16 protein-coding genes are annotated in these 17,153 nt (G+C 73.2%); 7 read left to right on the top strand and 9 right to left on the bottom strand.

Going from position 1 to position 17,153, the window contains the following annotated elements:
• The first annotated feature begins 10 nt into the window (after window positions 1–10).
• Together KHP12_RS15125 and KHP12_RS15130 are read left to right on the top strand one after the other, a co-directional pair.
• Entirely contained in the window at window positions 11–565 is a 555-nt protein-coding gene (locus KHP12_RS15125) for a type 1 glutamine amidotransferase domain-containing protein (RefSeq protein WP_086881060.1), read from the top strand.
• Window positions 562–2,661 carry a catalase gene (locus KHP12_RS15130; protein WP_037962497.1) on the top strand — a complete coding sequence of 700 codons (2,100 nt, stop codon included), beginning with the start codon at window positions 562–564 and terminating at the stop codon, window positions 2,659–2,661. The genes KHP12_RS15125 and KHP12_RS15130 overlap by 4 nt, the downstream gene beginning before the upstream one ends.
• Before the next feature lie 391 nt (window positions 2,662–3,052).
• Here the strand turns inward: KHP12_RS15130 and KHP12_RS15135 are convergent, their stop codons facing one another.
• Window positions 3,053–3,628 carry a TIGR03086 family metal-binding protein gene (locus tag KHP12_RS15135; RefSeq protein ID WP_211833055.1) on the bottom strand — a complete coding sequence of 192 codons (576 nt, stop codon included), beginning with the start codon at window positions 3,626–3,628 and terminating at the stop codon, window positions 3,053–3,055.
• 6 nt (window positions 3,629–3,634) lie between these two features.
• Entirely contained in the window at window positions 3,635–4,051 is a 417-nt protein-coding gene (locus tag KHP12_RS15140; RefSeq protein WP_211833056.1) for a phage holin family protein, read from the bottom strand.
• Window positions 4,052–4,368: 317 nt separating this feature from the next.
• Between KHP12_RS15140 and KHP12_RS15145 the strand changes: the two genes are divergently transcribed.
• From KHP12_RS15145 to KHP12_RS15165, 5 genes are all read left to right on the top strand, one after another.
• On the top strand, window positions 4,369–5,538 hold the full coding sequence (locus tag KHP12_RS15145; protein ID WP_211833057.1) for a baeRF2 domain-containing protein: 1,170 nt from the start codon (window positions 4,369–4,371) through the stop codon (window positions 5,536–5,538).
• 100 nt (window positions 5,539–5,638) lie between these two features.
• The gene (locus tag KHP12_RS15150) at window positions 5,639–6,022 is read left to right on the top strand and encodes a DUF2795 domain-containing protein (protein ID WP_037962494.1); all 384 of its coding nucleotides are present in this window, start codon (window positions 5,639–5,641) and stop codon (window positions 6,020–6,022) included.
• A 102-nt stretch (window positions 6,023–6,124) separates the two neighbouring features.
• Window positions 6,125–6,523 carry a CBS domain-containing protein gene (locus tag KHP12_RS15155; RefSeq protein WP_086886012.1) on the top strand — a complete coding sequence of 133 codons (399 nt, stop codon included), beginning with the start codon at window positions 6,125–6,127 and terminating at the stop codon, window positions 6,521–6,523.
• A gap of 110 nt (window positions 6,524–6,633) precedes the next feature.
• Window positions 6,634–7,443 carry a class I SAM-dependent methyltransferase gene (locus KHP12_RS15160; protein ID WP_086886011.1) on the top strand — a complete coding sequence of 270 codons (810 nt, stop codon included), beginning with the start codon at window positions 6,634–6,636 and terminating at the stop codon, window positions 7,441–7,443.
• Window positions 7,444–7,466: 23 nt separating this feature from the next.
• A complete protein-coding gene (locus KHP12_RS15165) occupies window positions 7,467–7,817 on the top strand; it encodes a VOC family protein (protein WP_037962492.1) in 351 nt (116 codons plus the stop codon).
• Window positions 7,818–7,849: 32 nt separating this feature from the next.
• Here KHP12_RS15165 and KHP12_RS15170 read toward each other — a convergent pair whose 3' ends face one another.
• The 7 genes from KHP12_RS15170 to KHP12_RS15200 form a co-directional block, all read right to left on the bottom strand.
• Window positions 7,850–8,293 carry a hypothetical protein gene (locus KHP12_RS15170; RefSeq protein WP_086886010.1) on the bottom strand — a complete coding sequence of 148 codons (444 nt, stop codon included), beginning with the start codon at window positions 8,291–8,293 and terminating at the stop codon, window positions 7,850–7,852.
• Window positions 8,294–8,948: 655 nt separating this feature from the next.
• Window positions 8,949–11,171 carry a DUF5107 domain-containing protein gene (locus KHP12_RS15175; RefSeq protein ID WP_211833058.1) on the bottom strand — a complete coding sequence of 741 codons (2,223 nt, stop codon included), beginning with the start codon at window positions 11,169–11,171 and terminating at the stop codon, window positions 8,949–8,951.
• Window positions 11,172–11,527: 356 nt separating this feature from the next.
• Window positions 11,528–12,082: a GNAT family N-acetyltransferase gene (locus KHP12_RS15180; RefSeq protein WP_086884598.1), complete on the bottom strand. Its 555-nt coding sequence runs from the start codon at window positions 12,080–12,082 to the stop codon at window positions 11,528–11,530.
• Window positions 12,075–12,818: a 4'-phosphopantetheinyl transferase family protein gene (locus KHP12_RS15185; RefSeq protein WP_037962488.1), complete on the bottom strand. Its 744-nt coding sequence runs from the start codon at window positions 12,816–12,818 to the stop codon at window positions 12,075–12,077. The genes KHP12_RS15180 and KHP12_RS15185 overlap by 8 nt, the downstream gene beginning before the upstream one ends.
• Window positions 12,815–14,881 carry a prolyl oligopeptidase family serine peptidase gene (locus tag KHP12_RS15190; RefSeq protein WP_211833059.1) on the bottom strand — a complete coding sequence of 689 codons (2,067 nt, stop codon included), beginning with the start codon at window positions 14,879–14,881 and terminating at the stop codon, window positions 12,815–12,817. Before KHP12_RS15190 ends, KHP12_RS15185 begins: the two co-directional genes overlap by 4 nt.
• Before the next feature lie 8 nt (window positions 14,882–14,889).
• A complete protein-coding gene (locus KHP12_RS15195) occupies window positions 14,890–16,230 on the bottom strand; it encodes a M20/M25/M40 family metallo-hydrolase (protein ID WP_086884599.1) in 1,341 nt (446 codons plus the stop codon).
• The gene (locus tag KHP12_RS15200; protein WP_086884600.1) at window positions 16,223–17,056 is read right to left on the bottom strand and encodes a M55 family metallopeptidase; all 834 of its coding nucleotides are present in this window, start codon (window positions 17,054–17,056) and stop codon (window positions 16,223–16,225) included. Before KHP12_RS15200 ends, KHP12_RS15195 begins: the two co-directional genes overlap by 8 nt.
• Window positions 17,057–17,153: the final 97 nt, after the last annotated feature.

Genomic DNA, 17,153 nt, shown 5'->3' on the forward strand with positions numbered 1-17,153 from the left:
GTGAGCAGCAATGAAGGTCGCTTTTCTCGTGGCCCCGGAAGGTGTGGAACAGGTCGAGCTGACCGACCCCTGGCAGGCGGTCCGGGACGCCGGGGGCACCCCCCGTCTGGTGTCCACCAAGCCCGGCCGCATCCAGGCGTTCAACCATCTCGACAAGGCGGACACCTTCGAGGTCGACCAGGTCGTGAAGGACGCGACGGTCGAGGAGTACGACGCCCTGGTGCTGCCCGGCGGGGTGGCCAACCCCGACTTCCTGCGCCTGAACGACAAGGCCGTCGCCTTCGCCAGGGGCTTCTTCGACGCGGGCAAGCCGGTGGCCGCGATCTGCCACGCCCCCTGGACGCTGGTGGAGGCCGATGTCGTACGCGGCCGCACCCTGACCTCCTGGCCGAGTCTGCGCACCGACATCACCAACGCCGGCGGAACCTGGGTGGACGAGCAGGTCAAGGTCTGCACCGGCGGGCCCAACGCCCTGATCACCAGCCGTAAGCCGGATGATCTCAAGGCGTTCCGCGAGGCGTTCCTGGAGGAGTTCGCGAAGACGACGAAGGGATCGGCACGATGACGGAGGACCGCAAGGAGCGGCAGCGCGACATGTACCGCGCGCCCGACCCCGCCGAAGGGCCGCTGACCACCGACCAGGGCGTGGCCGTCGACCACACCGATGACTCCCTCACCGTGGGCGAACGCGGCCCGACCCTGATGGAGGACTTCCACTTCCGCGAGAAGCTGACCCATTTCGACCATGAGCGCATCCCGGAACGGGTGGTGCACGCGCGGGGCGCGGGCGCGTACGGCTACTTCGAGCCGTACGAGTCCTGCGCGGAGTTCACCCGCGCCGCCTTCCTCCAGGATCCGTCCGTGCGCACCCCGGTCTTCGTACGCTTCTCCACCGTGCAGGGGCCCCGGGGCTCGGCGGACACGGTGCGGGACGTGCGCGGCTTCGCGACGAAGTTCTACACCTCGGAGGGCAACTACGACCTGGTCGGCAACAACATGCCGGTCTTCTTCATCCAGGACGGGATCAAGTTCCCCGACTTCGTGCACGCGCTCAAGCCGGAGCCGCAGAACGACATCCCGACCGGCGCCTCCGCCCATGACACCCTGTGGGACTTCGTCTCGCTCCAGCCCGAGACCATGCACATGATGATGTGGCTGATGTCGGACCGGGCGATTCCGCGCAGCTACCGGATGATGCAGGGCTTCGGGGTGCACACCTTCCGCTTCGTGGACGCCCAGGGCCGCGGCACCTTTGTGAAGTTCCACTGGAAGCCGAAGCTGGGCGTCCACTCGCTGGTGTGGGACGAGGCGCAGGAGTGCCAGGGCCGCGACCCGGACTTCAACCGGCGCGATCTGTGGGAGGCGATCGAGGCGGGTCAGTACCCCGAGTACGAGCTGGGGGTGCAGCTGATCCCGGAGGAGGACGAGTTCAACTTCGATGTCGATCTGCTCGACGCCACGAAGATCATTCCGGAGGAGCAGGTGCCGGTGCGGCCGATCGGCCACATGGTCCTGAACCGCAACCCGGACAACTTCTTCGCGGAGACCGAGCAGGTGGCCTTCCACACCGCGAACGTGGTCCCCGGCATCGACTTCACCAATGACCCGCTGCTCCAGGCACGTAACTTCTCGTATCTGGACACCCAGCTGATCCGGCTGGGCGGGCCCAACTTCTCGCAACTGCCGGTCAACCAGCCCGTCACCCCGGCCCGGACCAACCAGCGGGACGGCTACCACCAGAGCATGATCCACAAGGGGACGAACTACTCCCCCAACTCGCTCGGCGGCGGCTGCCCGGCCCTGGCGGGAGCGGACGGCTATGCCTTCTCCCACTACGCGGAGCGGGTGGAGGGCCACAAGATCCGCAAGCGGAGCGAGTCCTTCAAGGACTTCTACAGCCAGGCCGCGCTGTTCTGGAACAGCATGAGCGACTGGGAGAGGCGCCATATCGTGGACGCCTTCCGCTTCGAGCTGGGCAAGGTCGGCGCGGTACATGTGCGGGAGCGCACGGTCGAGCAGCTGGCCCGGGTCGACTACGACCTGGCCTCGCAGGTGGCCCAGGGCATCGGCGTGGCGCTGCCGGAACCGGGCGCCAACAACCACAAGCCGCAGGCCTCGCCCGCGCTGAGCCTCGACAACCTCCAGGGCGACGGCTCCATCCGCACCCGTCAGATCGCGGTACTGGTCATGGACGGCGTGGACACCGGCCAGCTCACCCAGGCCCAGGAGGCGCTCACCGCCCAGGGCGCCATCGTCGAGGCCCTCGCCCCGCACGACGGCAAGGTCCTCGGCGCCGACGGCAACGGCTACGCGGTGGACCGCGCCCTCCCCACGGTCGCCTCCGTCCTCTACGACGCGGTCCTCCTCCCCGGCGGCCCCACCGGCACCCCCGGCCTGGCCTCCGACAGCGAGGCCATGCGCTTCGTCCGCGACGCCTACCGCCACGGCAAGCCCATCGGCGCCCTGGGCTCCGGCGTCGGCATCCTCTCCTCCCTCGACCCGGAGGGCCTCCACATCGCCTCCGGCCACGGCCACGTCTGCACCGACCGCGGCGTCGTCACGGACGCCACGACGGGCACGGCGAGCGAGGAATTCACCCAAGCCTTCACCGAGGCCATAGCCGCCCACCGCCACTGGGACCGGCCGCGGGTCCGCTGCTGAATTCCGCGGGGCGCGGTGGGCCGATATGCGGGTGCGGGGTGTGGCCGGAGTTCGCCTCCGCCCACACCCCGCACCCGTTGGCACGCGTGGGTGCGGGTAGCGCTCGCGCGCCGGGTCCGCCCGGGGTGGGAGCCCGCCAGCCACGCATTCGGCACGCCCGGGCCCGGGCGCGTCGGCGCGTCCCGCCTCGGGGCGGGGAGCTCCCAATGCAGCCCCTCCGGCGTTCGATATCCAGCCCCTCCGGCGATTGAGGAGCGAGATCCGGGCCAGAGCCCCCATCCAGCCCCTCCGGCGATTGAGGAGCGAGGCCCGGGGCGAAGCCCCGGCACCCGGCGGGGGTGAGGGGGCGGAGCCCCCTCTTTCGGGAAGGGGCGGGGTGGGGACTGACCCCCTACGGCTCGCGACCCAGCAGGGCCAGCAGCCGAGCCTGCGCATCCGCCCCCGCCGGCGGCTCAACCGGCGCCGCGAACAGCCCGCTCTCCTCCAAATCCGCCGCGTACGGCGCGACCTCCCGCACCGAAAAGTCCACCAGCGGCTTGGGAATGCGCTCATCCGCCCCAATGGCCCGGGCCAGATCCCACGCGTGCACCGCGGCGTCAGCCGTCATCTGCGCGCAGTAGTGCGTCGCGGGGCTCTCCCCGTACGAGAGGTCGACCATCCGGTCGAGCGCCCCCGGCTCGCGAAAGGCATCCCGAGCCGCGGTCGCCACCACGTCCCACGTGGCGACGGGGTCGTCGCCGAGCAGATCGCCCTCCATCGCATCGCTCTGGTCGCCGACGCTCGCCCCCTCCCGGACCAGCGGCGGCACCCACATCTGCTCGACGGCGAGATGGTTCACCAGGTCGCGTACGGTCCACTCGGTGCAGGGCGTCGGGTCGTCCCACTGATCGGGCCGGATCGCGTGCACCCGTTCGGTGAAGAGGTCCAGCGCCTCGGCGTACCTGGTCAGCAGCGGATTCTCCGCCATGGGCGATCACCCCGCGTGAGGAGGATGAGGGGGTTGAGGAGGAGCCACGGGCCCCGAAGGGGCGGAAGGCGCCGAGGGTGCGGAAGGCGCCGAAGGCGCAGAAGGCGCGCCGGGACGTCGCCCCGCCCCCTGCCCCGCCGCGTTCTTCAGCCACCCCGCCACCACCAGCAACAGCGCGAAGACGACCAACGCCGCCGCCCACCCCGGAAGCGCCAGCGCGAACAGCAGCACCAGGCACGCCGTCAGCGCACCCCCCGCGTAGAGCCCGGCCGCCGCCGCGCCCCCGTAGAGGCGGACCGCGCGCCGCCCGGACTGCTCACGCAGCTCCCGGCGGACCTCTTCGCGGACGGCTCGTGCGACCGGCTCCGCCAGGTCCCCGGCCGAGGGTATGCCCGCCTTCGGATAGTCCGATTTATCAGTCATGCGCCGCCGGGTACCCGTACCCCACCCCGTTAACAGTCCTCGTCAACGCGAGAGTCCTCGTCAACGCGCGCGGACCACGGGTACGCGGGCACTTCCGCAGGGCATCTCGACAGAGCACGGCGCCGGACCCGGCCCCTGATGTCCCGCGTCCGGCGCCGCTCCTCACTCCCTACGGGCCGCTCGGCCGACCGACGGGTCCCCCTCCCCCGCGAGCCTCAAACCCCGGCTTCGAACATGGTCCCCGATCGCCCCGACGACCTCGTGTCGATGCCGTCGTCATGGGTACGCGTGGGGGACGCGAAATCTGGAGGGAGTACATGCAACTCGCACATCTCCAACCGCTCTACGACCGCCCCGGCCCCTGGGCCAGCGTCTACTTCGACACCTCGCACCCCGACGAATCCGCGGCCGAGGAACAGGAACGCGCCGCCCGCGAGGCGAGCCGCCGGCTGCAAGGGCAGGGCGCCGACCAGGCCACCTGCCGTGCGGTGTGCGACAGGCTGGCCGCGCTGCCGCCCGGTGCGGGACCGGCCGGGTGGGCCGTCTTCGCCACGGCCGGTGAGGTGGTCCTCGACACCCCGCTGCTGACCCCGCCGCCGATGAGCGAGCCCCCATGCTGGTCGGCGCTTCCCCATGTGGGACGGCTGCTGGAGCTGACCGGCGAGGACCCGTCCTGCCTGGTGGCGTACATCGACCGCACCGGCGCTGACATCGAGCTGCGCGACGCGCGCGGCGGCGACCGGGTCGGCTCGGTGGAGGGCCGGCAGTGGCCGGTGCACCGGACCGCCACCGCCGACTGGTCGGAGCGCCACTTCCAGCTCAAGACGGAGAACACCTGGGAGCAGAACGCGGCCCTGATCGCCGATGAGCTGGGCGCCTGCCGGCAGGAGACCGGCGCGGATCTGTTGGTGCTGGCCGGGGACCCGCGCGAGCGGCGCGCGGTCCACGAGCGGCTGCCCAAGGAGCTGCGCTCGGCGGCGGTGGAGACCTCACGCGGGGGCCGCGCCCCCGGTTCCGCCCCGCACGGCAGCCACGCCGCCCGGCTGCTGGACCAGGAGGTGGACGACGCACGCGCCCGCTACGCCCAGGAACGCGGCGAGGAGGCGCTGGAGCGGTTCCAGGCCGGCCGGATGCCCTCCGGTGGGCGCGTGGAGGCGGCCGAGGGGGTTCCGGCGCTGGTCGACGCGGCACGTGAGCACCGCATAGGCTCGTTGCTGATACGCCCCGACGGGCCCGATCTGTACCGCGAGGTATGGGTGGGCACCGAACCCGACCAGCTGGCCCTGCGCCGTACCGATGTCCAGTACCTGGGCGACACCCAGCCGTCCCCGGCCCGCGCCGACGACGCGCTGATCCGCTCGGCCGTGGCCACCGGCGCCGAAGCGCTGACGGTGGCACCGGCCGAGGCGGAGCCGAACGGCGACGACATCCCGGTGGGCGGCCTCGGCGCACTGCTGCGCTGGCCGTACGGGGGCGGCACGGGTTGAACATCCCGGAGCGGATTCGACCGTCCCGGGAACCGATTGACACGTCCCGGGCGATGACCGGCCCGGGAGACACACGGACCCGCTGAGGAAGGGGACCGACATGCAGCGAGGCAGCGACCGGCTGAGCGTCCACAAGGACGACGAGATGAAGCACGAGCTCCAGGGGCTGATCCGCTCCGGGCACCCGACCCGTGCCGAGGAGTGGCACGACCCGGAGCCGTCCGCCGACGACGACCCGGACGTCGCCCTGGGGCCGGTCCCGGCGCGGGGGACGACCGGCGAGGCCGAGGCGGTGCGGTTCGAGTTCGCCCGCCGGCTGGGACGTACGTCGTTCCCGGCGGATCGTGAGGGGCTGCTGGACATCCTGGAGGACCGGCACGCGCCGGACGGGCTGATCGCTCTGGCCGAGGAACTGCCCGCGGACCGGACGTTCCACACCGTGCAGGAGGTGGTCTCGGCGCTGGGGCTGCACCCGAGCACGTAGGGTTCGCTCAGGGATCGCGGACGGCGCGTATCCGGCACGCATACCTCCCGCCCCGGCTGGGTACTGCGGGCAGCACATCACCCACGAAGGGGAGGTGGACAAATGCCCCACGACCCACCTCACGACCCGACGCGCCCCGTGCGGGAGGCCATGACGCGGCCCGCGATCTGGGTACGCCCCGACGCCTCGCTGGTGGAGGCCGCTCAGCTGATGCGCGCCCAGGACATCGGCGATGTGCTGGTCGCCAGCGAGGGAGAGGTGCTCGGCGTCCTCACCGACCGCGACATCACGCTCCGCGCGGTCGCCGAGGGCGTCGACCCCCTCGCCGTCACCTGCCATGCCGTATGCACCCCGGATCCGGTGACGATCGGGCCGGACGAGGAGGTGGCCGAGGCCGCCGCGCTGATGCGGCGGCATGCGGTGGGGCGGCTCCCGGTGGTCGAGGCGGGGCGCGCGCTGGGCGTGATCAGCCGGGGCGATGTGACGGAGCCGCGTAGCTGACGGGACCGCCGAGACCGGTCGCTCGCATGTCGAGACAGTTCTTCTCGTGATGCGAGATGCCTTCTACCGTGGAGCCACCCGTTCACCGGTCCCGAAGGGGGAGTTCCGCCATGCCGAAGGACACCGCCGTCTACACCCACGGCCACCATGAGTCGGTGCTGCGCTCGCACACCTGGCGCACCGCCGCCAACTCCGCCGCGTATCTCACCGGCCATCTGCGGCCCCATATGCGGATCCTGGACATCGGCTGCGGCCCCGGCACCATCACCGCGGACCTGGCGGAGCTGGTCCCCCAGGGGCAGGTCACGGGCGTCGACGCGGAGGGCGCCATCCTGGAGCGGGCGCGCGCGGTGGCCGAGGAGCGCGGGCTGGCCAATGTCTCCTTCGCGGTCGCCGACGTCCACGCGCTGGACCACCCCGACGACTCCTTCTGCGTGGTCCACGCGCATCAGGTGCTCCAGCACGTCGGCGACCCGGTGGGGGCGCTGCGCGAGATGCGCCGGGTGTGCGCGCCGGGCGGCATCGTGGCGGTGCGCGACTCCGACTACGCCGCCATGACCTGGTACCCGTCCGTCCCCGGACTGGACGGCTGGCTGGACCTCTACCGCCGGGTCGCACGGGCCAACGGCGGTGAGCCGGACGCCGGACGCAGGCTGCGCTCCTGGGCCCTGCAGGCGGGGTTCACCGACATCACCTCGACCGCCACGGCGTGGGCTTACGCCACCGAGGAGGAGCGGGCGTGGTGGAGCGGTCTGTGGGCGGACCGCACGGTCGCCTCCTCCTACGCCCGGCTCGCGGTGGACGGCGGCCATGCCACGGAGGAGGAGCTGCGGTCGATCGCGGCGGCGTGGCGGACGTGGGGCGAGGCTCCGGACGGTTGGTTCGGCGTCCTGCACGGTGAGATCCTCTGCCGCGTCTGAGCAGTTCAACTAGGCTCGCCCGCATGGATATTCTGGGGACTTCACTCCGCGTGTGCGTCGACGACCTGGACTCGGCCATCGCCGTCTACGAAAAGCTGACGGGAGCCGAGGCGGTGCGCTTCCAGCGCGGCCCCGTCGCGGTCGCGGCGGTCGGCTGCTTCTTCCTGATGAGCGGACCGGAGTCGGAGATGTCGATCCTCCGCAAGATCACGGCGACGATCGCGGTGAAGGACGTGGACGAGGCGATCGCCGATCTCACGGCGGTCGGTGGGCAGATCGTCGCCGGTCCGCTGCCCGCCCCCGTGGGCCGCACCCTGGTGGCCCGCCACCCCGACGGCTCGATCTTCGAGTACGTCGACCGGAACCCGGCGTGACCCGCGCGTGAACACACCGTCCGGCAGACCCGTCAGGAGGGCGGTCCCGGATCCACGATGACCTCCTCGTCGTCGACCTCCTCGTAGAGATCGTCCACATCCCGGAGCTCATCGCTCTTGATCCGGACCGCCTCCTCCTCGGCGGACAGCCCGCTGGTCGAGCCCTCCTGGGAGTAGACGTCCTGCTCACGCGGGAGGTCGGAATCCGGCTCGTCGTACAGCAGCCCGGCCGGTTCCGGCACGCTGCCGACCGGCTCCCCCGCCTCCGGCTCCTCGTCCGTCAACCGCTCGTCGAGCGACTCCCGCTCACGCGTCTCCGCGCTCGTGGTGTCCCGGTACGCGGCGATCGTCGGCTCGTCCCCGGCCACGGGCAACTGCTCAGGATCCTCGGCCCACTGCTGCTCGGGCGTCCCGTCCTGTAGATCGGGAATCCCCTCATCCTCCGGATCCGCCCCAGGATCATGCGGTGTCCTCACGGTACGCGGCTCCTTTCCACGGCTGCGCCACGCCGACGTCCGCACCCGAGTGCCCGCCATGCGCCACCGCTATGCGGACCCAGCCCCGCCCTGGCCCCCTCCGGCTCGCGATGGCCCACGGTGAGGGGCCCGCCCTGCGGGCGCGGGCCGGTCGGGCCGCGAAGCGCCCTACAGGGCGCATCGCAGGCCGCCGACGGACGCACCCGGGCTCGCTGCGCGGCCACGCGCGAGGCGAGAAGCGATGCGGGCCGGTGCGCGGACCACCTGCGGGCCGCGGCGCGAGGGCCGCGCCGCCCCCGCAAGCCCGCCTGCAAGCGCAGCCCGGATCAGGCTGGGCTCCGCAAGGCCACCTGCGAGCGCGGCCGGATCGGGCCGGGCTCCGCAAGCCCGCCTGCGAGGCGGCCCGGATCGGGCCGCCTCCAGGCAAGGCCAACCGCAGGCCAAGCCCAGCAGGCGGCCCATCGGGCCCAGCCCACGTGCAGAGCGCGGGCGCAGCCCGGCCAAAGCAGTCGCCATGCGGGCGCACGCCGGTTGGGCCGTCGCACGGCCCGGCCCAGACCACTCGCCGGGCGCGGGACGCATGCGGGCGCGGCCCGGTCGGGCCGCTCGCCAAGGGGGGCGCACCCCGGCATGGTTTCTGCGGGCCGTAGGCCCGCTAGGCGGGGCGCATGCGGAATTCGTAGTGGGCGGGGAGGGGGTGGTCGGCGTGGGTTCGGGCGCGGGCCTCCTCGGTGAGTGGGTCCTCGGTGCCGGTCGCCAGCCGTTCCACGATCGCGTACCAGGTGTCGCTCAACGTCTCGTCGCCCTCGCGCAGATCGCAGACCTCGAAGCCCTCGTCGAAGACGGCGCGGGCGGCCAGGGCGTCGCCCTGGGCCAGCAGGACCTGGGCGCGCAGCAGCCGGAAGCGGCCGCGTGCGCGGATGGCGGGGCGCAGCGCGTCGAGGACCGCTCGTGCGTCGTCGGCGCGGCCGGCCGCGAGCAGCGCGAGGATCGCCTCCCGGCCGAGGGCCGCCTCGGCCGTCTCCAGGGCGAGCGGGTCGGCGGCGACGGGCGGCGCGGCCACTGAGACGGCCGCGCCCCGCCCAGCGCCCTCCCGCCGCACCGCGCTCTGCCCAGCGCCCTCCCCCCGCTCCGCGCCCTGCCCAGCGCCCTCCCCCCGCTCCGCGCCCCGCCCCGCTCCCGCCGTTTCGAGCACCGGGGGCGCCTCGGGCTCCGGGGCGGCGGCCGAGGCGAGGAGGAGCCGTACGGCGCGCAGCAGCCGTTCCGCCGCGCGCGCCGGATGGCCCGATGCGGTGTCGGCGACGGCCAGACACCGCAGCGTCCAGGGCGTCTCCGCGCACCGCAGCGACCGCTCCCAGCTGCGCTCGGCCTGGGCGCGGTCGCCCGCGTGCCACTGGGCGACGCCCAGGTGGTACTCGGCGGCGGCGGTCGAGGGCGCCGCTTCGAGGAGGTCGCGCCAGGCGGGCGCGACCACGGAGGCGCCGGGGTCGGCCCGGGAGGGGCCCGGCTCCCAGTCGGGCAGGGCGCCGGTGCGCAGCAACCGGCGCCACGGCTCCTGCGCCTCCCCCAGCGTGTCCGGGTCGAACGGCGTCCCGGGCAGCTGGAATCCGCCCCGCTCGATCTCCAGCGCGCCCCAGCCGGAGCCGGTCGCGAGGCGCTCCGCCGGTTCCGCGTCGGCGTACGGGCGCCAGGCGGCGTAGGCCGCGTCGACGGCGGCGCGCGGCAGCGCGGCCTCCAGCCGGGTCTCGGTCTCGCGGCGGGCGGCGGCCCAGTCCGCGCCGTGGACGGCCGCCGGGTCGGCGGTCAGCGTGCCGTACGCCTCCAGCCAGGCGAACTCCTCGCCCGCCTCCAGCGGGATGTGCTCGAGCTGGGTGCGGGCGAGCCCGGCCTGGATCTCGGCGTAGCCGCCGGTGCCGGGCTCGGTCAGCCACTGCTGCCAGCGGCGGCCGCCGGGGCCCGCGCCCCAGACGAAGAGCTTGCGGCCGCGCAGCAGATCGGTCGAGGTCTGGACGAGGCCGCCGCCGTCGGCGTCGAGCGAGGCGATCCAGCGGCGGGCGCCGTCGGGCACCTCGTAGAAGTAGTCGGCGGGGTAGGCGCCGCGCAGCGGATAGCTGCGGTCGGCGCCGTCCCACTCCGGGACCGGGACCTTGCTGAGGGTGCGGGCGTACCCGAAGTGCCAGGCATCGTCGGCGGGGGCGAGGACGCGGGTGTGCTCGTCCTCGGGGACGGCGATGTTGGACCACCAGTAGACGGGGGCCGGGAGGTGGTGGGGGTTGCGGATCCTGACGCCCACGTAGAGGAACGCGGAGTCGGCGGGCAGCCACAGATCCACCTGGAAGGGCAGGTCGCGCAGCCGCTCCCACTCCCACAGCCGCACCATCGCGCCCCCGTCGGCGGCGTCGGGCGCGGGGACGCGGGCGGCGTGCAGGGGTGAGCAGGACAGGGTGGTGTGGCCGGTGGCGCCGATGTTCCACTCGATCCCGCCGGAGAACCAGGCGCCGTTGAGGGCGAAGTCGGCGGGCTGGAACACCGGGTTCCGGTACAGCAGCTCACGGCCGGTCGGCTTGTGGACCAGTGAGTGGACCCGGCCGCCGAGCCCGGGCAGCACGGTGGCCCGCAGCCGGTCGTTCTCCAGGACGATGGCGTCGAGCGCGGCGGGGGCGCGGTCGCGGCCGTAGCCGTCGCGCAGCCGCACCGGCAGCACCGACCGCAGGGGTGCGTAGGCGACCTGACGGGCCATGTCGGTGGGGAGGGTGGCCCGGGTGCGGTCGTCCACGCGGTGCACCTCGTCGAGGGGGCGCAGCGCGGGCAGGGGGTTGTCGGGCCCCACGGGGGCGGTGGGAAGGGTCAGAGTGGTACGTCGCACGCTCGTGGCCACGGGCTGCCTCGTTCCGACTGCCTTGGGTCACCTCGGTGCGGCGACCGTCCGGTGACCATGGAACAACGCGACGGGCCCGCTGAACAGAGCGACTTCGGACCGATCATGGTGACCCGTCAGCCCTGCCGTCACCCGGCGCCCGGCACCGTCGGTCGGCACCCTGAGCAGGTCGGAGGAAGCCCGCTGCGGTTCGGGCAGCGCCCCGAAGGGGCGCGGGGCTGCGTCGATGTGCGGCTCCGCCGCGGCTGTGTCGATGTGCGGCTCCGCCGCGTGGGACCAGCCACGACGGCGCCGCAGCCGGCCGACGACCCATCGCGACACTTCCAGCGGAGCGCTTAGGTCGGCCCCCGGCACCGTCAGCCAGGGTCGGTCCGCTGGTCCAGCATGTCGCTGGTCATGGCCCAGCGCTCGTGGTCGCGCCAGGCGCCCTCGATATAGAGGAAGTCGGGGGAGAACCCCTCCAGCCGGAAGCCATGGCGCTTCACCAGCCCGATCGACGCCTTGTTGCCCGGCTGGATGTTGACCTCGACGCGGTGCAGCCCCAACGGCCCGAAGGCATGGCGCAGTACGAGCCCGAGCCCCTCGGACATATAGCCCTGCCCGGCGGCGGGCGGAAAGGCACCGTAGCCGATCGAGCCGCACTGGAAGGCGCCGCGCACAATGTTGTTGATGTTGATGAACCCGGCCAGGTCACCGGTCTCCCGGGCATGGACGAGGAAGCCCTCGCGGTCCTCGCGCTCCAGCTGGGCGATGTAGTGCTGAAAGGCCGGCTCGGTGGTGGGGAGGGTGAGCCAGGGGCGGTGGAACGGCATGCTCTCCCGGGCGCGCCTGGTGAACTCCGCGGCGTCCTCGCGGCGGGTGTGGCGGATGGCGGCCCGGGTTCCCTCGGCGAGATACCGGACGTCAGACATGCGGCAATGATGTCAGCAGCGCCATGGCCGCCGCATAGCCGGAGCTCCCGGGTATGGCCCCCGCCACGGGGATGTCCGTCATCGCCCACGGGCCGACCGGCACGGCGGAGAGCCCGGTGCCGACATAGTTGACCGCCGGGTCCCGGGACAGGCCGGTGCCCAGGCCCTTGAGATAGGCCTCCTTACGGGTCCAGCAGCGGGCGAAGGCGGCGGGCCGGTCGGCGGGCGCCAGCGCGTCCAGCTCGGCGCGCTCCTTGGGGTGCAGGCTCTCGGCGACCCCCTCGACCACCGAGGCGGGCTGGAGCTTCTCCACGTCCACGCCGACCGGGGAGCCCGCGAAGGCGAAGAGCACCAGATCGCCGGCGTGCGACATATTGAAGTGCAGCGGGGTGCCGGACACGGCGGGGCGGCCGTGCGGCCCGCCGCAGCCGGGGCAATCCTCACGGGTGAACGGCACGTCGGCCGGGGCTGTCCCCAGATAGGCGCCGAGCAGCTCCCGCAGCCCCAGATGGGCCGCCGTATAGCGCTCGCGGTCCTCCGCCCGCAGGAACTTCGAGGCCCGCTCCCGCTCCCCGGCGTCCAGGATCGCGCCGGGCGCGCCCGCGTCCATGGCCGCGGTGTACCGCGAGACGCTGAGCAGCCAGGTCTCCGGCTCGCCGCCCTGCGGCCAGGCATCGGCGACGGCGGTGGGCAGCGGATCACGGCCGACGATGCGCGGGGCCGATGGGGGTGTCAACTCGCTCCTCCAGTGGAGTTCGGAACCGCTGACTTCAGCAGCTCCAGGGTGGGCACATCAGATCTGATCAGCCCGAAGGTCTGGATGTACAGCGACAATTCGGCCTCCAGGGCGCGGATCATCGTATCGGCGCGGCGGAAGCCATGGCCCTCGCCCTCGAAGGTGAGATACGCGTGCGGGACGCCGCGCCCGGAGACCGCCTCCAGGAAGCGCTCGCACTGCTCGGGCGGGCAGATGGTGTCGTCCAGCCCCTGGAGCAGGACGAAGGGCGAGCCGACGCGGTCGGCCCGGTGCAGCGGGGAGCGCTCGCGGTAGCGGTCGGCCACCTCCGCGAACGGGCCGACCAGCGATTCGGTGTAGCGCGACTCGAAGTCATGGGTGCCGCCGGTGGCCCAGGGGACCAGGTCGAGGATGGGGTAGCTGACGGTGGCGCAGGCGTAGAGATCCGTGGCGGTGAGGGAGGCCGCCGCCGTCCAGCCACCCGCGCTGCCGCCGCGGATCGCGAGCCGGGCGCGGTCGGCGATGCCCTCGTCGGCGAGCGCCCCGGCGACGGCGGCGCAGTCCTGGACGTCGACCACGCCCCACTGCTCGCGCAGCCGCTCGCGGTAGGCGCGGCCATAGCCCGTGGACCCCCCGTAGTTGACCTCGGCGACGCCGATGCCGCGCGAGGTGAAGTAGGCGATCTCCAGGTCGAGCACGAGCGGGGCACGGCCGGTGGGACCGCCGTGGGCCCAGATCACATACGGCGGAAGCTCACCATCCGGTGCGGTGTGGCCGGGATGGTGCGGTGGGTAGAGCTGGGCGTGGATCTCCCGGCCGTCCGGTCCGGTGAAGGTGCGGGCCTCCGGCCGGGGGTAGTAGGCGGGGTCCACGGGGTCGGTGTGGGCGCTGCCGATGACCCGGGAGCGACCGGTGCAGACATCCAGCTCCACCACCTCATGGCCACTGTGCGGGCCGGCCGCGACGCCGACCACGCGGGTGCCGTTGACGGCCAGCGTCGGCTCCCATTCGGTCCAGGGGCCGGGCACATCGGCGAGCTCGCCGGTGCGTGGGTCGAGGATGCCGAGGGCCGCCGCGCCCCGGCCGTGCAGCACCGCGATCAGACCGCCGGTCAGCGGCGCGAACCAGCGGTGGCCCAGCTTCCACAGCGGCCCGCCGAACTCCTCCTGGCGCGGGCAGAGCTCCACCGGCCGACCGGCCGTGGCCCGTTCCCGCGCACCGGGCGCCTCCTCCGGCGGCTGGAGACGGTGCAGATTCCACCAGCCGGTACGGTCGGTGGCCGCGAGCAGCGCGCCGTCCTCGGCCCATTCGATCTGGGCGACCGACTCCTCCGGCCCGCCCAGCACCGGCCGGGCGCCGGTGAAGGAGCCGTCCTCCGCGACATCGGCCAGCATCACCTCCGTGCCGTCCCAGGGCATCCGGGGGTGGTCCCAGACGATCCAGGCGGCCCGCCGGCCGTCGGGCGAGAGCCGGGGTCCGGTGAGGAAGCGATGGCGGTCGTCGGTCAGCTCGCGCACCGCCGCACGGTCCTCGGCGGCCGACCCGTCCAGCGGTACGGCGGCGATGACCCGCCGCACATCGGTCGGCCCCGCGCCGGTGAACTCCTCCAGCACACACCACACCTCGCCGCGCTCCGGGAGGAGCACCGGGTCGGCCCAGCGCAGCCCCTCCCCCACCGCCGACAGCGGGGTCAGCGGGCGCGGCGCGACCCCGGCCGGGGCGTCCGGCTCATGGACGTACAACCGCTGGTCGGCGAAGTGGACGAAGACCAGCAGCGGGCCGCTCGCGCGGTCCGCCGCGGCCCAGGGCATTCCGCCGTACCCCATCACCTTGCTGCGCACATTCCACGGCGGGGCCAGCACCGGGACCTCGGCGCCGTCGGTGCGCCGCCGGATCAGGGCGCGGCGGCCGCCCTCGCCGGGGCGCGGCGCGGTCCACCACACCTCCTCGCCGACCGTGCCCACATACTCCGGATGGCCGTCGTGGGAGGCGACGAGCGCGGCGTCGACCGGGGAGGGCCAGTGGCCGTAAGGGGCCGCCGTGACGGCCGTCTGCTGCTGCACCGTGTTCCTCACGCCCTCTTCAGGAAGTGGTCGAGCACGCGGACGCCGAAGTGCAGGGCCTCCACCGGCACCCGCTCGTCCACGGCGTGGTAGAGCGCCTGGTAGTCGAAGCCCTCGGGCAGGCGCAGCGGTGAGAAGCCGTATCCGGCGATGCCGAGCCGGGAGAACTGCTTGGCGTCGGTGCCGCCCGACATGCAGTACGGCACGGCGCGGGCGCCCGGGTCGAAGTGCTCGACGGCGGCGCGCATCGCCCGGTACGTGGGGGTGTCGATCGGCGCCTCCAGCGGGCGCTCCCGGTGGTGGAACTCCCACTCCACATCCGGGCCGGTGAGCCGGTCGAGGGTGTCGTGGAACTCCTCCTCGCCGCCGGGCAGCATCCGCCCGTCCACATAGGCGGTCGCGCTGCCCGGGATCACATTGACCTTGTAACCGGCCTCGAGCACCGTGGGGTTGGCGCTGTTGCGCACGGTGGGCTCGATCAGGGCGGCGGCGGGCCCCAGCTTGGCCAGCAGGGCGTCGGCGTCGAAGTCCGGGGCGTCCACCTCGGCCGGGATGCCCTGGAGCGCGGCCAGTTCGGTGAGCGCGGACTTCACCGTGGGCGTCAGCCGGACCGGCCAGCTGTGCTCACCGATGCGGGCGACGGCGGCGGCCAGCCTGCTGACCGCGTTGTCCCGGTTGACCTTGGAGCCGTGTCCGGCGCGGCCGTGCGCGGTGAGCTTCAGCCAGGCCGTGCCGCGCTCCCCCGCCGCGATGGGGTAGATCCGCATCCCGGACCCGGCGTGGAAGGTGAAGGCTCCGGACTCGCTGATGCCCTCGGTGCAGCCCTCGAAGAGCTCGGCGTGACGGTCGGCGAGGAAGCCGGCGCCCCAGGCGGCGCTGTCCTCCTCGTCGGCGGTGAAGGCCAGCACGATGTCCCGGCGCGGCCGCACGCCCGTCCGCGCCCAGGCCCGGACGACGGCGAGCACCATCGCGTCCATGTCCTTCATGTCGACGGCGCCCCGGCCCCAGACGACCCCGTCGCGCACCTCCCCGGAGAAGGGGTGCACGGTCCAGTCGGCGGGCTCGGCGGGCACCACGTCCAGATGGCCGTGGACCAGCAGCGCGGGCGCGGACCGGTCGGTGCCCTCGATCCGGGCCACGACATTGGTGCGCCCCGGCGATCGCTCCAGCAGGGTGGGCTCGATCTCCACATCGCCCAGCATCTCCGCCACGTACTCGGCGGCCGGGCGCTCCGAGCAGTCACCGCCGCCGCGGTTGGTGGTGTCGATCCTGATCAGATCGGAGGTGAACCGCACCACCTCCTCGAGCGCCTGGGCGTCGATCGCCTCGGCGCGCTCCCCGTCAGCCATATTGCTCCTCCACCGCGGCCGAGACGACCGTCGTGACGGCCTTGAAGCAGCGGATCCCCTCGTACATGGTCGGTGAGGTGTACGCGACGCGACGCTCGCCGCTGCGCTCCACGCCCGGCACGACGCTCGCCGCCCCCACCAGATGCTCGGCGTCGAATTCCAGCTCCAGCGTGAACGGCCCGCCGCGGGCGGGCTCATGGCGCACCGCCAGCACCGCCGCCTCGCGCGCCGCCTCCCGGATGTCCGCGGCCGTGCGGGCGGGGGTGCGGCACACCGCCGCATAGCGCGAGACATAGTCCTTGACCGCGACGCACCGGGCGTCGGGCACATAGTCCTTGGCGTCCTCGCAGGTCTTGTCGTCCCCGGTGATCAGCACCACCGGCACCCCGTACTCGGCGACCACCAGTGCGTTGAGCCTGCCCTCGCTCGCCCGCGCCCCGTTCACCCAGACGCCGGTGATGGAGTTGGCCAAGTAGGTGTGGGCGAGGACGCCCTCGGTGCCCGCGCCGGTGTGATAGCCGACGAACGCCACCCCGTCCACATCACCGTGCTGCACGCCCTCGACCATGCTCAGGGCCTTGTGCCGCCCGGTGAGCATCTGCGCGCGGTCGTCCAGCTCCTCCAGCAGCAGATTGCGCATGCTCCAATGCGCCTCGTTGATGAGCACCTCGTCCGCACCGCCATCGAGGAACCCCGCGACGGCCGCGCTCACATCGGAGGTGAACAGACGGCGGCAGCGCTCCCACTGCGGGGTGCCGGGCAGCACATCAGCCGGCCAGGTCACGCCGGTGGCGCCCTCCATGTCAGCGCTGATGAGGATCTTCATGCCTCGAAACGTTACGCGCCGCGCCCGACCCGAACCACCCCTGTGGATAACTGGTCCAGTCCACCGCTCCCGCCTGCGGCGCGCGGGGTGCGCCCGC

The organism is Streptomyces asiaticus (assembly GCF_018138715.1).
Classification (GTDB): domain Bacteria; phylum Actinomycetota; class Actinomycetes; order Streptomycetales; family Streptomycetaceae; genus Streptomyces; species Streptomyces asiaticus.

Bases quoted from the DNA above. Each gene is read 5' to 3' on its own strand.
- KHP12_RS15140 (WP_211833056.1), bottom strand. From the start codon at position 4,051: ATGACTGATAAATCGGACTATCCGAAGGCGGGCATACCCTCGGCCGGG.
- KHP12_RS15130 (WP_037962497.1), top strand. From the start codon at position 562: ATGACGGAGGACCGCAAGGAGCGGCAGCGCGACATGTACCGCGCGCCC.
- KHP12_RS15165 (WP_037962492.1), top strand. From the start codon at position 7,467: ATGGATATTCTGGGGACTTCACTCCGCGTGTGCGTCGACGACCTGGAC.
- KHP12_RS15150 (WP_037962494.1), top strand. From the start codon at position 5,639: ATGCAGCGAGGCAGCGACCGGCTGAGCGTCCACAAGGACGACGAGATG.
- KHP12_RS15180 (WP_086884598.1), bottom strand. From the start codon at position 12,082: ATGTCTGACGTCCGGTATCTCGCCGAGGGAACCCGGGCCGCCATCCGC.
- KHP12_RS15145 (WP_211833057.1), top strand. From the start codon at position 4,369: ATGCAACTCGCACATCTCCAACCGCTCTACGACCGCCCCGGCCCCTGG.
- KHP12_RS15125 (WP_086881060.1), top strand. From the start codon at position 11: ATGAAGGTCGCTTTTCTCGTGGCCCCGGAAGGTGTGGAACAGGTCGAG.
- KHP12_RS15135 (WP_211833055.1), bottom strand. From the start codon at position 3,628: ATGGCGGAGAATCCGCTGCTGACCAGGTACGCCGAGGCGCTGGACCTC.
- KHP12_RS15155 (WP_086886012.1), top strand. From the start codon at position 6,125: ATGCCCCACGACCCACCTCACGACCCGACGCGCCCCGTGCGGGAGGCC.
- KHP12_RS15195 (WP_086884599.1), bottom strand. From the start codon at position 16,230: ATGGCTGACGGGGAGCGCGCCGAGGCGATCGACGCCCAGGCGCTCGAG.
- KHP12_RS15200 (WP_086884600.1), bottom strand. From the start codon at position 17,056: ATGAAGATCCTCATCAGCGCTGACATGGAGGGCGCCACCGGCGTGACC.
- KHP12_RS15160 (WP_086886011.1), top strand. From the start codon at position 6,634: ATGCCGAAGGACACCGCCGTCTACACCCACGGCCACCATGAGTCGGTG.